This is a genomic window from Afipia sp. 1NLS2, from assembly GCF_000178995.1.
Classification (GTDB): Bacteria; Pseudomonadota; Alphaproteobacteria; order Rhizobiales; family Xanthobacteraceae; genus Afipia.
In genome coordinates this window covers 247,546-261,632 of record NZ_ADVZ01000004.1, presented here as the reverse complement: position 1 = coordinate 261,632, position 14,087 = coordinate 247,546, and the positions used below count along the sequence as shown (strand labels likewise).

The window sequence follows — 14,087 nt, the reverse complement described above, 5'->3', positions numbered from 1 at the left end:
TGCTCTACAGGGCGGTTAAAGCACTTCCGCGGCGTAACGGCAGCGGCGGGTGTCGCAGCGGCTGATGCGCAATTCCACCGGCTGGCCACCAACATCGGTCGCGATGCGATGGACTTCCAGCAACGGCGTCCCGGCCTTCAGGCCTAGCCTTTTTGCCTCCTCCGCAGTCGCGGCGACAGCGGCCAGCCGCTCGATGACGCGGACAATGCTAATACCGAATCTCTCCTGATAGATGACGTACATTTCCTCATCCATCTGGGTATGCGCCTCGACGGAGAGATCGGGCATTACATCCACCGGCACGTAGATCCGTTCGAAAATCGCAGGCTTGCCGTTGAGACTGCGCACGCGGGTAATCGCGTGAAGCATGGCCGATGAATCGACGCCCAGATCCGCTGCCTGATCGCGCGTCGCGCGCTGGATACGTTGCGACAGCACCACGCTCGCGGGAATGATCCGACTGCCGTCCGGCCCGACCATGCGGAAGAACTGATACAGCGCGCGATCACGGGAATGGCGCGCGACGAAAGTGCCGACGCCTTGCCGCCGCACGATCATGCGATCGGCTTCCAGCGCGTTCAGCGCCTTGCGCACGGTGCCCTGGCTGACATTGTACTCGGCGGCGAGTTCATACTCGCTCGGAAGCATCTGACCCGGCTTCCAGCTTCCGGCGCCGATACGCTTGACAAGCAGCGTCTTCACCTGCGCGTACAGGGGAAGGTATTCGGTATGACCGCCTGACACTGTCGTTTCGTTGCTCACCAGATCCTTCGCCGTTACAAACGATTCAAGACGATAAGTAACAGAAGCCGTCGCGGGACCGAAGCCCTTCCCGCCCGCTCGAGCGGCTACGCACAACCAAATAACCCATCAAGCCTTGACGGATGCCGTCTCCTTCAAAACCGATTCGATTTCCGGCGAAACAGCCAGCCCGTCACGGGCGGCCTTGGCCCGATTCGCAAGCCGCCGCCCGCCCGAGATGCGCGCCCCCTGCTGACGCTCGATCGCCGCGACCAGCGTCGCCATCCGTTCTCCGAACCGTCCGTGCCCGAATCCCGCAGGATCGATGGCGAGCAACAACTGTCCGGTGAGCGGCGGGCCGCCCTTGTCGTCGAGGAAAGAGGAAGCTTCGAATGCCAGATTGGCTCCGGGGATACAGGCCGCCAGAACTTCAACCATGAAGGCCAGCGCCGCACCCTTGGCATCGCCCAGCGGGATCATCGTGCCTTGCAGCGCCTTGACCGGATCGGTTGTCACCTGTCCGTCGGCATCGAGCGCCCAGCCTTCAGGGATACTCTCGCCCTTCTGCTTGGCGGCGACGATCGGTCCGCGCGCGACCTTCGACAGTGCAAGATCCACCACCGCCGGTTCACGGCCATCGATCGGTGCTGCGAAGGCAATCGGGTTGGTGCCGAACACCGGCTCGCGCCCGCCCCAAGGAGCCATGGCGCTCGGCGTATTCGCAAACAGGAGCGCGACCAGTCCCTTCTTCGCCAGCGCCTCGCACGGCAGACCGGCGGCACCGCAATGATTGGAATTGCCGATGGCCGCGACTGCGATGCCTTGCTTTGTCGCAAGCGCAGGCAATTCCGCGAGTGCGAGGTCGATGGCAGGATAGGCAAATCCCTTCGCCGCATCGATCGCCAGAATGCTGGGGCGCGGATTCGAAGATTTCGGCTTCGCCTTGCCGTCAATCTTGCCGCTTTTCACCATGGCGAGATACGTGGGCACGCGTGACAGGCCATGGCCCTTGAGGCCGTCGGCTTCCGCAGTCACCAGCGCACACGCCACCGACGCGGCCGCCTCGTCACTGCAGCCATGGGCGATGAACGTGCCCGCGACGCGCTTGGTGAGATCGGCGAGAGACTGCGTGCTCATGCGTTCAGAACCTTCTTGACGTTCTCGACCGTGACCCAGGACACCCGCGTGTTGGATTCCACAGTGACGCCGGCAATGTGCGGCGTCAGGATCAGATTCGGCACATCCGCAAAGATGCCGCCCGACTTGAGCGGTTCTTCCACGAACACATCGAGCGCGGCGCCGCCGAGTTTCTTCGCCTTAAGCGCTGCCGCCACGGCCGCTTCGTCCACCACACCGCCCCGGGCGGCATTGATCAGGATGGCATCCGAGCGCATCCGCGACAGCGCGGACGTATCAATCATGTTGCGGGTCTTGTCGTTGAGCGGCACATGCAGGCTGACGACATCGGACAGCGCCAGCAAACTCTCCAGCGTCTGGCGTTGCACACCGGCCTGGGTAAACGCCGCATCGTCCACCAGTGGATCGAACGCGACCACCTTCATGCCCATCGCCGCCGCAAGTTTCGCGGTGAGGCGCGCGATGGAGCCGAACCCGACGAGCCCCATCACCTTGTCGGAAATCTCGCGGCCGATCAGCGTATTGCGCGGCCACTTGCCGGCGACGACGCTTCCCGTCGCCATATAGGCGCCGCGCAACAGCATCATCGCACTCGTGATGACATATTCGGCCACCGAAAGATCGTTCGCGCCCGAAGCCGGCAACACCGCGATGTTGCGCTTCGCACAGGCTTCCAGATCGATATTATCGAGCCCGACGCCAAGCCGGCCGACGGCCTTCAGCTTCGGCGCTGCATCCAGCAGTGCGCCGCGCACCTGCGTGCGGTTGCGCACGATGATCGCGCGTGCATCCTTGAGGCGGGCATTCAAGTCATTCGGATGATCGACGAGATTGGGGTCGTAGAAATAATCGAAACCGCGCAACCCTTCGGTGATTGCCGCCTCGTCCATGAATTCGCAAATAACGATGTCAGACACGCGGCCCTCATTCCAAAAATAAAAAAACAGCGGACGGCGCAATCGCGCCGCCCGCCTGTGCCGTTTAGGCGCTGCGATACAGCTTGGTCAGCACGAATTCGCGATGACCGAGCGATTCCGACGCTGTGAGGCGGCCGTTCGCGGTGCGCGAGATCATGTCGATGAGCGCGTCACCGGCCTGATCCAGCGTCATGTCCCGGCGCAGCACGCCGCTCACATCGACGTCGATGTGCTCGCCCATGGTGCGCACGGTCTTCGGATTACCGCTGATCTTGATGACCGGCACGATCGGATTACCGATGACATTGCCTTGGCCCGTCGGGAACGTGTGGATCACGTAACCCGCTGCAGCCATCAGCGTCACGCATTCGGCAGCCGCCGAGGACGTGTCCATGTAATAGAGGCCGGGGCCCTTGGCCGGGGCTTCAGCGGGTTCCAGCGCATCGATGAATTTCGACTTGTGGCCGATCTTCTCGAGGTTGCCGAGCGCCTTCTCCTCGATGCTCGACAGACCGCCAGCGATGTTGCCCTTGGTCGGCTGAGAATCGGAGAGGTCGTCGGTCTTGTGCGCTTCGATCACGTCGTCCTGGTACGCCTTCCACATCTTGTACCATTTGTCCGCGATCTCCGGAGACGCCGCGCGCTCCTTGCACAGATGCTCGGCGCCGGTGATTTCCGACGTTTCACCGAACACGCCGTAGATGCCCTGCGGGATCAGCTTGTCGTACATGTTACCGACGGTGGGGCATGACGACAGACCCGTGGTGGTGTCGGACTCGCCGCACTTGGTCGAGACCCACAGTTCCGAAATCGAGCATTCCTCGCGCCGCAGCTCGGTCGCCCACTGCACGAAGCGCTTCGCCTGATAGCTCGCCTTCGCGATGGTAGCGATGTCGCCATGGGTTTCGATGCCGAAGCCGACGACCGGCTTGCCGGTCTTGGCGATGCCTTCGACGACGCGGCTGGTCCAGCCTTCCTCGATGCCGATCACGACCACGGCGGCAACGTTCGGATTCGAGCCGGTGCCGATCAGGGTACGGAAGTGCAATTCGAGATCTTCACCGAATTGCAGACGGCCGTAGGAGTGCGGGATCGCGATGGTGCCCTTGATATTGTTGGCGACCGCTTCGCAGGATGCGTTCGACAGATCGTCGAGCGGCAGGATGAGAACGTGGTTGCGGACGCCGACGCGGCCGTTTTCACGCCGCCAGCCCCAGAACTTCGCGTTCTTGAAATCCTTCGAAGCGCGGGTATTTGGCGAAATCTTCGTCGTCAACTGATCCGTCGCGGTGCCCGGAAAAGGCGACTTCATTTCAACGATATTACCGAGTGACATGTTCTCGCCCTCACCAACGCTTGGTCTTGTGATTGTGAATATGGACGTGACGGCCCTTCGGCCCATCGCCGACCATCTTGCCGACGTCCTGACCGTACTTGATGACGGTGTCGCCCTTCTTGAGGTCGACCAGCGCCACCTTATGGCCAATCGGAATATCGTCCTTCACGTCGATGGTGAACGTCGTGTCGTTCTCGGTGATGACGCCGAATGCCTTGGTGCCGGCCTTCAGGTCCTCGACGACAACGACCGCAACATTGTCCTTCGGGCTGTGGGCCAGCACGTGCGGCATGTTCGGTTTGTCTTTGGCGGCTGACGCCGCTACCGGAGCATTCATTCTTCTTTCTCCCTGCTCGTCTGAATGGGTCTCAGGTCCCAAGTCTTGTATAAGATAACAAATATCTAGGTCAAGCAGAACCGCTCTATTCCGCCGCCTCCGAAAGCAGGGTTTCGCCCGGTTTTACGCGGGTAAACGCCACTGGCGCGGTGGAAATGTCGATCTCGCCGCCCTGCATCCGCACAACGGTGTAGTGGGAGGTCGTAAGGTCGGACGTGGACGGATAATCTTCACGGAAATGTGCACCGCGGCTGTCGGTGCGCGCCGTCGCCGCCGCACAGATTCCGCGACTGACCTGCACGAGGTTTTCCAGATTAAGCCGGTCCATCCACGTCAGGTTGTAGCGGCGGTCACCATCGGCCACGCCGACCCGCGCCACCTGCCCCGCGAGATCTTCCAGCGCCGCAGCGCCGCGTGCGAGTCCTTCGCCCGTGCGCAGGATGCCGACATCGTTCCACATGATGTCCATCAGCGCCTCCCGCATCTCGGCGAGATCGCCTGACGGCTTGCCGAGCGGCGAGAATGCGCGATCGAGCGATGCGTCGATCACGGACTGATCCGGATCGGCAAAGGCGCCTTCCTTCGCGACCGCGCGCGCCATCGCATCGCCGGCCACGCCGCCGAACACCGTGGAGTTGGCAACGCCATTGCCGCCGAGACGGTTGGCGCCGTGCACGCCGCCGGTGTCTTCTCCGGCCGCGAACAAACGCGGCATCGCGGTGCTGCAATCGAGATCGAACACCACGCCGCCCATCATGTAGTGTGCGGTCGGAATCACCTCGACGAGGCCGCCCGCGAGGTCGAAGCCGCAATCGGCACAGCGCTCGACCATGCCCTTGAAGGTGCGGCGCACGTGATCCGGTCCGAGATGGCTCATCTTGATGTGCACGCCGCCGTGCTTGGTCGCGTGACCCTTGCGGATCTGGTACATGATCGAGCGGCTGACGATGTCGCGCGTGGCACGTTCGCCGCGCTCGTCGTAATCGAACATGAAGCGTTCGCCGCGCGAATCCAGCAACTGCCCGCCTGCGCCGCGCAGGCCTTCCTCCAGTACCGTGCCAGTCATGCGCGTGCCCGCGCCCGCAAGGAGACCGGTGGGATGGAATTGCACCATTTCGAGATCGCGCAGCGACAGCCCCGCGCGCATCGCCATCGCCAGGCCATCGCAGGTCTTGTCGCCGGACGGCGTATGGTACTTGTACATCGTCGGCCCGCCGCCGGTCGCAAGCAGCGTTGCCTTGGCGCGAACAAGCAACGGCTCGCCGCTGCGCATGTCGAGCATCAGCACCCCCGCGAGGCCCGAACCATCCGCCGACGGAATGAGATCCAGCGCGCGATGGTCTTCCATGCGCTTCACATCGCGCCGCCAGATCTGCTCGGACAGCCGGTTGATGATCTCGATGCCGGTGAGGTCTCCCTTGTGCACGGTGCGGTCGAAGGTCTGCCCCGCGAACGCCTTCTGGTGAACGCTGCCGTCGGGATTGCGGTCGAAGAAGCAGCCGAGTTCGTTCTCAAGCTCGCGGATGCGGATTTGCGCTTCGACGACGAGTTTCCAGGCGAGATCCTGATTGTTAAGCCACTTGCCGCCCTCGATCGTGTCCATGAAATGACGTTCGACCGAGTCGCCCGGCGCGAGCGCGACGTTGTAGCCGCCCTGCACCATGCGGGTGCAGCCGCATTTGCCGAGCAGCCCCTTCACCGCGACGGTGACGTCGAGATGCGGCGCAGCTTTCTTGGCGTGAAGTGCTGCAAAAAGCCCAGCTCCGCCGGAGCCGAGGATCAGGATGTCGGTATCGACCGTGCGCAGCGCCATGGTTCACACCGCTCCGATGCTTTTGAGAACCGCATCGCGGCGACTGGCCACATCCTTCTGCAAATCGGCGTAGAGCGAGCCGCCATGCGAATCCATGCCGACCAGCAACGGGCCGAAATTCCTGATCTGGAATTTCCAGAGGCTCTCGGGATGCAAATCATCCATGTCGATATCGACGATCTGCTCAATCCATGTCGTCTCCAGCGCCGCGGCACCACCGACGATGGCAAGATAGGCGCCGCCGAACTCGGCAAAGGCCGCGAGCGTGTCCGGCCCCATGCCGCCCTTGCCGACGATGATGCGCACGCCTTCGCGGTCCATCAGGTCGTGGGTGAAACGCTCCATGCGCATCGACGTGGTGGTGCCGATGCAGAACGGCTTGTAGCCGACCGGAGCCTCGTTCGAGACCGGCACACGATGCACGTTCGGCGCGGTGTGGATAACCGCGTGACCGTGAAGATCGAATTTGACCTTGCGGCCTTTGTCGAACATGTGGATCAGCGTCGCGTCGCGGATGCCGAACAGCGTCTGCTCGAGGGTCACGGTGTCGCCGATCTTCAGGCTGCGGGCCTTTTCCTCGGTGATCGGCATTTCAAGAATATGATGTGCCATGGTCCTGCCCTCACGCCGAGAACGCGATGCCGCCGGGCGTGATCGTCGCCCGCGCGCGCCGCGCCGAATGGCACTGGATGTTCACCGCAACCGGATTTTGCGTGATGTGGGTGGCGGCGACCTCCACATGCACGGCGAAGCTGGTCGAACGCCCGCCCAGCCCCTGCGGACCGATGCCAAGTTCATTCACCGCTTTCGAGAGTTCGGCCTCGATCTTGGCGCCCTCCTCGTCGCTGCATTTTGAGCCGAGCGGGCGTGTCGCCGCGATTTTGGCCAGATGCATGCAGAGGTCAGAGGTGCCGCCCATGCCGACACCGACAATGGTCGGCGGGCAGACACGGCCACCTAGTTCGATGACACGATCGATCACGAACGCCTTCACCGCCTTGATGCCGTCGGACGGCAGCAGCATTTTCAGGAACGAACCGTTCTCCGAACCCGATCCCTTCGGAATCATCTCGATCGAGGCCGTCTCCGGCCGCTCGTCGAAATCGACATGGATGATCGGCACACGGATGCCGCTCGATGTCTGGTTGTTCTTGCGGGTGATCGGATGCACCACGGAGGACCGCAGCGAGCATTCCGTGGTGGCGCGTTCACAGCCCCGGCGGATCGCCGCCTTCAGCTCTGCCCCATCGAACTGCACGTCCCGGCCGATCGTCACGTTGTAGATCGGAATGCCGGTGTCCTGGCACAAGATGTTGTTGGTACGCTCGGCGACCGCAATATTCTCCACCATGGTGTCGAGCACTGTTTTGCCGATGGTGCTGGTCTCATTGCGCACCAGCGTCTTGAAACCGGCCTTGATGTCGTCCGGCAGCATCTTGAGAGCCTGCACATAGAGCGTTTTGCAGACTTCTTCGACTTCTTTCATATCAATCTGCATGGCTCTACATCCCGTTCAACAGAAACAACACACCAACCGCTAATGAGGCGGCGACACAACTTGAAACCAGCACCGCGCTTCGGTCGCGCATCGCAAACCATTCGATCGCGAGCACCCGCAGGCCAAGCGCCATGTGCACCGCGAGCGCGGAAACAAGGCCCCACTCCGCGATCAAGGCGATCCGCGAGTGGGTCAATGCGAGAAAACTGTCCAGCGCGCCTGCGCCATTGAGCGCGGTGCCGAGCGCGAGAAAGTGCATCGGCAAAAAGATTGCCAGCGCCACGCCGGACAGGCGATGCAGCATCGCCGCGATGAAACCCGGCTTCAGATGTGAGCCCCGTATCACGCTCATGCGCCATACACCGCAAACGCGGCCCTCACTCCAAGGATAACGAGCGAAACCGAAAATAGTGCCAGCACCACGTCAAGCGAGCGGCCCCGCCAGTGCAGCCATTCGCGCAGCACCGAGCGCAGGCCGATTGGCGCATGGATCGCCGCCGCCGCCACGAATGTCAGGTAGAACGCGAGAAACGCGCGGTTGCCATGGGTGCGCGCCAGAATATCGCCCGCCGTCAGTCCGCCGCGCACGGCATAGATGATGGTGATGAGGTGAACCGTCACCGCGAAGGCGAGAATGAACGCCGTGCCACGCTGGGCGAGATAGAGAACCGGGTTCATCGCCGCCTCCAGAGTTTGTTCGAGGTCGCCCGCTTCAAACCGGCGATTGAGAACGTTGGAGACAGATGCTTGGGGCAGAATTCAGTGCAGCTCATGTGGCTGTGGCAGGAATGGCAACCGGCATCGCCGGTCACGGCAGTGAGGCGCGCGTCCTGTCCGCGATCACGAACGTCGTTGACGAGCGTCCATGCCCGATTCAGCGCCGCCGGCCCGAGATAGTCCTCGTTCCACGACACCACGTCGCAGGCCGAGTAGCACACGCCGCAATTGATGCATTCGATGCCTTCATCGACGGCCTGCCGTTCCGGCGAAGACGGCTCGACGACGGCGAAGTCCGCAGGCGGGTTCTCGCCCGGCTCGAAATAGCCGTGCGCGTCGCGCCATTTGTTGAAGAAGGGCTCCATGTCCACCGTCAGATCCTTGACGACAGGCAGGTTGCGCAGCGGCTCCAGCTTCAGCGGGCCGCCTTCAAGCTCGTCGACGCGGGTCCGGCAGGTCCAGCGCGGCCGCTCATTCACGACCATGGCGCAGGAACCGCACATTCCGACGCGGCAGGCGAAACGATAGGACAGCGTTTCGTCCTGCGTGCGCTGGATCTCGGTGACGACATCCAGCACGGTTTGATTGGCACGCGCCGGGACTTCGAAGGTCTGAAAGGCGCCATCTTTATCACCCCGCCAGACCTGCACGATCAGTACAGGGGCCGGCGAGGTGTCGTCGTTGCTTTTTACTTGAACACTCATGACTAGGGTCAAGAGCCTCCGTTGGTTTTAGCTGCCGTTGGCGCTGTGGATGCCCGGGAAGTAGATGTCTTTCCAGTCCTTGGTCTTGGCAGTGATGAGACCAGCACGATTCATGTAGTCGAGATAGGACAGCACCTTCTTGGGGGTGGTGGTCCATTCGTTCACCGGATCGCGGATGATCTTTTCAGCATCGGCGACGGAAATCTTCGAGTTCTCGGCCTTCACCCAGATGGCTGCCGCCTTCGCGGGATCGGCCTTGATGTTGGCCATCGCCTCATCAAGCGCACCGAGGAAAGCCTTCATGACCTTCGGATTGGACTCAGCGAACTTGGTGGTCGCCCAAACCGAGTTGAAGGTGTGCGGGCCGCCCAGCACGTCGTAGCTGTTGAGGACGAGATGCGCCTTCGGGTCCTTCAGCTCCAGATTCTGGTATGGCGGCGAACCGAAATGAGCATCGACCTCGGAATGACCGCCGAGCATCGCCGTCATCGCATCGGGATGGCTCATCGACACCGTGAGCGCATCAAGCTTGTGGCTCTGACCCACTCCGAATGCCTTCTCTGCCGCCATCTGCAGCGTGATCGCCTGGATCGAGACCTTCACGGCCGGAAGACCGATCTTGTCCTTCTCGGTGAAGTCCTTGATCGTCTTCACGTTGGGATTGGTGGTGACGAGATAGAGCGGCATCGAATTGATCGCCGCGACACCCTTCACCTTGTAGTTGTTCTGGGTCTTGCCCCAGATCGTCAGCATCGGGCCGACACCGCCGCCGGCAAAGTCAAGATTGCCGGACAACAGCGCTTCATTCATGCCGCTGCCCGAGCTGAAGCGCAGCCACTCGACCTTAAGATCGCCGAGGCCTTCGGCCTTGGCGTGTTTCTCGAGGAGGTGCTGCTCCTCCATCATCGTCAGTGGCAGATACGAAACGCCGTACTGCTTGGCGATGCGAACGGTGTTCACTTCGGCATGAGCGCCGCTGGCAAATCCTGCACTCGTAAGTCCTGCGACCAGACCGATCGCCGCCATCGTCTTTACAACTGATTTCAACATCCTGTCCTTCTCCTCACAAAAAGCCGGATATTTATTATTGTTGTTCCGGCAAATGCCCTTTTTAGATTTAAGACTGCATGCCCCAACGATCGATGGTGTTGGCCTCGATCGCCCGGAAGATCACGTTCTCAACCACAAGACCGATGATGATGACGGTCAACAGACCGGCGAACACCGTCGGGATATCGAGACTGTTCTTGTTTTCGAAAATAAACCAGCCCAAACCGCCCGAGCCGGACGACACACCGAACACGAGTTCAGCCGCGATCAAAGTGCGCCAGGCGAACGCCCAGCCGATCTTCAGGCCGGTGAGGATGCTCGGGAACGCCGCCGGGATCAGGATCTTGCTGATGTAACGGAATCCGCCGAGACCATAATTACGCCCGACCATCTTGAGCGTACGGCTCACCGACAGGAAGCCGGAGTGCGTGTTCAGCGCGATCGCCCACGTCACCGAGTGCACCAGCACGAACACCAGCGAGCCGTTGCCAAGGCCGAACCAGATCAGCGCCAACGGCAACAGCGCGATGGCGGGCAGCGGGTTGAACATCGACGTCAGGGTTTCGAGGAAATCCGTGCCGATCCGAGTGGTGATCGCCAGCGCCGTCAGAACAGCCGCCAGCGTGACACCGGCCGCGTAACCCATCAACAGCACCTTGATGGACGACCATGCACGCGCCGGCAGAACGCCGTTCCCGATGTTGGTGAAGAACGCGCTCATGGTTTCGCTGAAGGTCGGGAACAACAGATTGTTGTTCAGGTAGCGGCCATAGATCTCCCACGCCAGTGCAAGAAACGCGAGGATAATGATCTTGCGCAGCCAGGTCTGGTTGTAGAGCCGGCCGATCAACGGCAACGGCTTCTCCACCACCAGCGGTACCTGCGATGTTTCAGATGCATCCCGCACGAATTCGGCGCGGTGAGGCGCCACGATCTTCTGCGCGGACAAGGTCACGTCAGACATTTTCCGCCTCCTCGATGGTGTCAGCAAACAGCATAGTCTGGATGCGATGCTCCAGTTCGGCGGCTTCCTCGCCGTGCACGCCGCCGTTCAGCTCGGCCTTCACCTGACCCGGATGCGGCGACAGCAACAGGATGCGGTTGCCGATCTTGATCGCTTCGGGAATCGAATGCGTAACGAACAGCACCGTGAAGCGCGTCTCGTCCCACAGCATCAGCAGTTCGTCCTGCATCTTGCGGCGCGTCAGCGCGTCGAGTGCGGCGAACGGCTCGTCCATCAACAGGATGTCCGGCTCCATCGCCATGCCGCGCGCGATTGCGACACGCTGCTTCATGCCGCCCGAGAGCATGTGCGGATAGCTTTCAGCGAACTTTTCCAGATTGACCTTGCGAATGTAGTGCATCGCCTTGTCTTCGGCTTCGCGCGCACCGAGCTTGTTGGTGCACAGCAAAGGAAACACGACGTTTTCCTTCACCGTCTTCCAAGGGAGCAGCTGGTCGAACTCCTGAAACACCATCATCCGGTCTGGACCGGGATGACGGATCAGCTTGCCCTTCAGCTTCATCTCGCCTTCGGTCGGAGGCATGTAGCCGCCGACAGCCTTCAAAAGGGTCGATTTGCCGCAGCCGGAGGGCCCAAGCAAAATGAAACGGTCGCCCTGAAAGACGTCAAAGTCGATGCGATAAGTCGCGGTTACGAGATGATTAGGCGTCTTGTACTGGAGCGTGACGCCTTTCACCTCCAAAAGCGGTGCAGTGTTCAATCGTTCCTCCCGGCCAACGCGCGCGAGCATCTACGTGCCCTTGCCCTGTCGAAATTGAAAGAGATGGTCTCTCCAATGATGGAGTGCAGGAGGCAATGTTTCTCTCCATGAGAGGCTGCCCCTGAAAACAAATGGCCCGGCGTCGCCAAGCCGTAAGGCTTCGCGATTTCGTCGGACCATTTTGCAGGCTACGTGCCGTCTCATGCCGTTGCGCCTCTCCCGCTCAACCGGGGCTATCCGCCCTCTTGTTCTGACTAGCGTGCCATCGTCCGGCCGTTCTGTAAAGATGTCATATGTCTGATATAAGACTTAAGCCTTCAATTTCTTCAGTTCCTGTCCCGTCATGCAGAACATGCCGCATCTGGCATGCCAGACTTTGCGCACCGACATAAAAAAACAGCCGGTAAAACCGGCTGTTTTTGATTTCTGGAATTTTCGTAATGTCAAAAACCGGAACGAACGAGATGTCCGATGGCTACGACATATTTGGAATGGAGAACTCCGCACCGGATGCAACGCCGACCGGCCACCGGCTCGTGATGGTCTTGAGCTTGGTGTAGAAACGGACACCTTCCGGCCCATGCATATCGTGATCGCCGAAGAACGATGCCTTCCAGCCACCGAACGAATGATAAGCCATCGGAATTGGGATCGGTACATTGATGCCGACCATGCCGACCTGAATGCGATGCGCGAACTCGCGTGCTGAATCGCCATCGCGGGTAAAGATCGCGGTACCGTTGCCGTATTCGTTCTCGTTGATCATCTTCGCCGCAGTGTCGTAGTCCGGCGCGCGCACCACGGACAGCACCGGCCCGAAAATCTCGTCCTTGTAGATCTTCATGTCGGTGGTGACGTTGTCGAACAGCGAGCCGCCGAGGAAGTAGCCGTTCTCGTAGCCCTGCATCTTGAAGTCGCGTCCGTCGACCACGAGCTTCGCGCCTTCCGACACGCCGGTGTCGATATAACCGTGGACGCGGTCGCGGTGCGCCTTGGTGACGAGCGGCCCCATCTCGGCCTCGAGATCCGGGCCGGGTCCGATCTTCAACCCCCTCACCCGCGGCGTCAGTTTCTCGATCAGCGTATCGGCCGTCTTCTTGCCGACCGGCACCGCAACCGAAATCGCCATGCACCGCTCGCCGGCTGCGCCATAGGCCGCGCCCATCAGCGCGTCGACCGCCTGATCCATATCCGCGTCGGGCATGATGACCATGTGGTTCTTCGCGCCGCCGAGGGCCTGGCAGCGTTTTCCTTCATGTGTCGCGGTCTGATAGATGTAACGCGCAATTGGCGTCGAACCGACGAAACTGATGGCGGACACATCCGGGTGTTTCAGCAAGGCGTCCACCGCCTCCTTGTCGCCCTGCACGACATTGAAGACGCCATCCGGCACGCCGGCTTCCTTGAGCCAGTCGGCCATCAGAAGCGAAGCGGACGGATCGCGCTCCGACGGCTTCAGCACGAAGGTGTTGCCGCAGACCAGCGCCACCGGAAACATCCACATCGGCACCATGACCGGGAAATTGAACGGGGTGATGCCTGCGACGACGCCGAGCGGCTGGCGAATGGCGTAGCTGTCGACACGGGTGCCGACGTCCTCGCTGTAATCGCCCTTCAACAGATGCGGCGCGCCGGTGGCGAACTCCACCACTTCGAGGCCGCGCTGCACTTCGCCGCGCGCGTCGGTCAGCAGCTTGCCATGTTCCTGCGAGACCGCCTTGGCCATTTCCTCGCTGCGCTCTTCGACGATGCGCTGAAACTTGGCGATAATGCGGGAGCGGCGCAGCGGCGTTACGGCAGCCCAGGCCGGAAATGCGCGGCGCGCGGCCGCGACCGCCTGATCGACTTCCGAGGCGCTGGCGAGCGCCACGTTCGTTACCTGTTGGCCGATCGCGGGATTGAAGATCGGCGCGACGCGGCCGCTTTTCCCGGCCACCCGCTGGCCGTTGATATAATGTGAGATGTCCGAAGCCATGATTGTTCTCCCGGGGCTGTTATTCGAGGCTGATTTTGCGCCTCGCGGCCCCCTGGACCAACCAACACTATTGTCCCACCGTTGTGCAAAAATTAAAGTACCTGATATGGCGGTGCTCGAAAACCCGCATCAGCTTCA

General features: G+C 61.3%; 15 protein-coding genes. All 15 read right to left on the bottom strand.

The genetic code is table 11. The features are described 5' to 3' along the window. Nucleotides 1-15: 15 nt before the first annotated feature. Complete coding sequence (locus tag AFIDRAFT_RS15375) at nucleotides 16-762, bottom strand: GntR family transcriptional regulator (protein WP_009340469.1); 747 nt, start codon at nucleotides 760-762, stop codon at nucleotides 16-18. 108 nt (nucleotides 763-870) lie between these two features. Beyond that, the gene (locus tag AFIDRAFT_RS15370; protein WP_009340468.1) at nucleotides 871-1,878 is read right to left on the bottom strand and encodes an Ldh family oxidoreductase; all 1,008 of its coding nucleotides are present in this window, start codon (nucleotides 1,876-1,878) and stop codon (nucleotides 871-873) included. Further along, nucleotides 1,875-2,795, bottom strand: a complete 921-nt coding sequence (locus AFIDRAFT_RS15365) for an NAD(P)-dependent oxidoreductase (RefSeq protein WP_009340467.1) — start codon at nucleotides 2,793-2,795, stop codon at nucleotides 1,875-1,877. Before AFIDRAFT_RS15365 ends, AFIDRAFT_RS15370 begins: the two co-directional genes overlap by 4 nt. Before the next feature lie 64 nt (nucleotides 2,796-2,859). Then, nucleotides 2,860-4,131 (bottom strand): UxaA family hydrolase, encoded by a 1,272-nt coding sequence (locus tag AFIDRAFT_RS15360; protein WP_009340466.1) that lies wholly within the window; start codon nucleotides 4,129-4,131, stop codon nucleotides 2,860-2,862. 10 nt (nucleotides 4,132-4,141) lie between these two features. Beyond that, on the bottom strand, nucleotides 4,142-4,468 hold the full coding sequence (locus AFIDRAFT_RS15355; RefSeq protein ID WP_009340465.1) for a UxaA family hydrolase: 327 nt from the start codon (nucleotides 4,466-4,468) through the stop codon (nucleotides 4,142-4,144). Between the two features lie 85 nt (nucleotides 4,469-4,553). Beyond that, a complete protein-coding gene (locus AFIDRAFT_RS15350; protein WP_009340464.1) occupies nucleotides 4,554-6,281 on the bottom strand; it encodes an L-aspartate oxidase in 1,728 nt (575 codons plus the stop codon). Nucleotides 6,282-6,284: 3 nt separating this feature from the next. After that, the gene (locus tag AFIDRAFT_RS15345) at nucleotides 6,285-6,893 is read right to left on the bottom strand and encodes a fumarate hydratase C-terminal domain-containing protein (RefSeq protein WP_009340463.1); all 609 of its coding nucleotides are present in this window, start codon (nucleotides 6,891-6,893) and stop codon (nucleotides 6,285-6,287) included. Between the two features lie 10 nt (nucleotides 6,894-6,903). Further along, entirely contained in the window at nucleotides 6,904-7,779 is an 876-nt protein-coding gene (locus AFIDRAFT_RS15340; RefSeq protein WP_009340462.1) for a fumarate hydratase, read from the bottom strand. A gap of 4 nt (nucleotides 7,780-7,783) precedes the next feature. Continuing rightward, on the bottom strand, nucleotides 7,784-8,131 hold the full coding sequence (locus tag AFIDRAFT_RS15335) for a succinate dehydrogenase, cytochrome b556 subunit (RefSeq protein ID WP_009340461.1): 348 nt from the start codon (nucleotides 8,129-8,131) through the stop codon (nucleotides 7,784-7,786). Next, complete coding sequence (locus AFIDRAFT_RS15330; protein WP_009340460.1) at nucleotides 8,128-8,457, bottom strand: succinate dehydrogenase membrane anchor; 330 nt, start codon at nucleotides 8,455-8,457, stop codon at nucleotides 8,128-8,130. The genes AFIDRAFT_RS15335 and AFIDRAFT_RS15330 overlap by 4 nt, the downstream gene beginning before the upstream one ends. Then, complete coding sequence (locus AFIDRAFT_RS15325) at nucleotides 8,454-9,200, bottom strand: succinate dehydrogenase/fumarate reductase iron-sulfur subunit (protein ID WP_009340459.1); 747 nt, start codon at nucleotides 9,198-9,200, stop codon at nucleotides 8,454-8,456. The genes AFIDRAFT_RS15330 and AFIDRAFT_RS15325 overlap by 4 nt, the downstream gene beginning before the upstream one ends. A 27-nt stretch (nucleotides 9,201-9,227) precedes the next feature. After that, nucleotides 9,228-10,250, bottom strand: a complete 1,023-nt coding sequence (locus tag AFIDRAFT_RS15320; RefSeq protein ID WP_009340458.1) for an ABC transporter substrate-binding protein — start codon at nucleotides 10,248-10,250, stop codon at nucleotides 9,228-9,230. 67 nt (nucleotides 10,251-10,317) lie between these two features. Beyond that, nucleotides 10,318-11,214 carry an ABC transporter permease gene (locus AFIDRAFT_RS15315; RefSeq protein WP_009340457.1) on the bottom strand — a complete coding sequence of 299 codons (897 nt, stop codon included), beginning with the start codon at nucleotides 11,212-11,214 and terminating at the stop codon, nucleotides 10,318-10,320. Further along, nucleotides 11,207-12,004 (bottom strand): ABC transporter ATP-binding protein, encoded by a 798-nt coding sequence (locus AFIDRAFT_RS15310; RefSeq protein ID WP_009340456.1) that lies wholly within the window; start codon nucleotides 12,002-12,004, stop codon nucleotides 11,207-11,209. Before AFIDRAFT_RS15310 ends, AFIDRAFT_RS15315 begins: the two co-directional genes overlap by 8 nt. A 445-nt stretch (nucleotides 12,005-12,449) precedes the next feature. After that, on the bottom strand, nucleotides 12,450-13,949 hold the full coding sequence (locus tag AFIDRAFT_RS15305) for a CoA-acylating methylmalonate-semialdehyde dehydrogenase (protein WP_009340455.1): 1,500 nt from the start codon (nucleotides 13,947-13,949) through the stop codon (nucleotides 12,450-12,452). Between the last annotated feature and the right edge of the window lie 138 nt (nucleotides 13,950-14,087).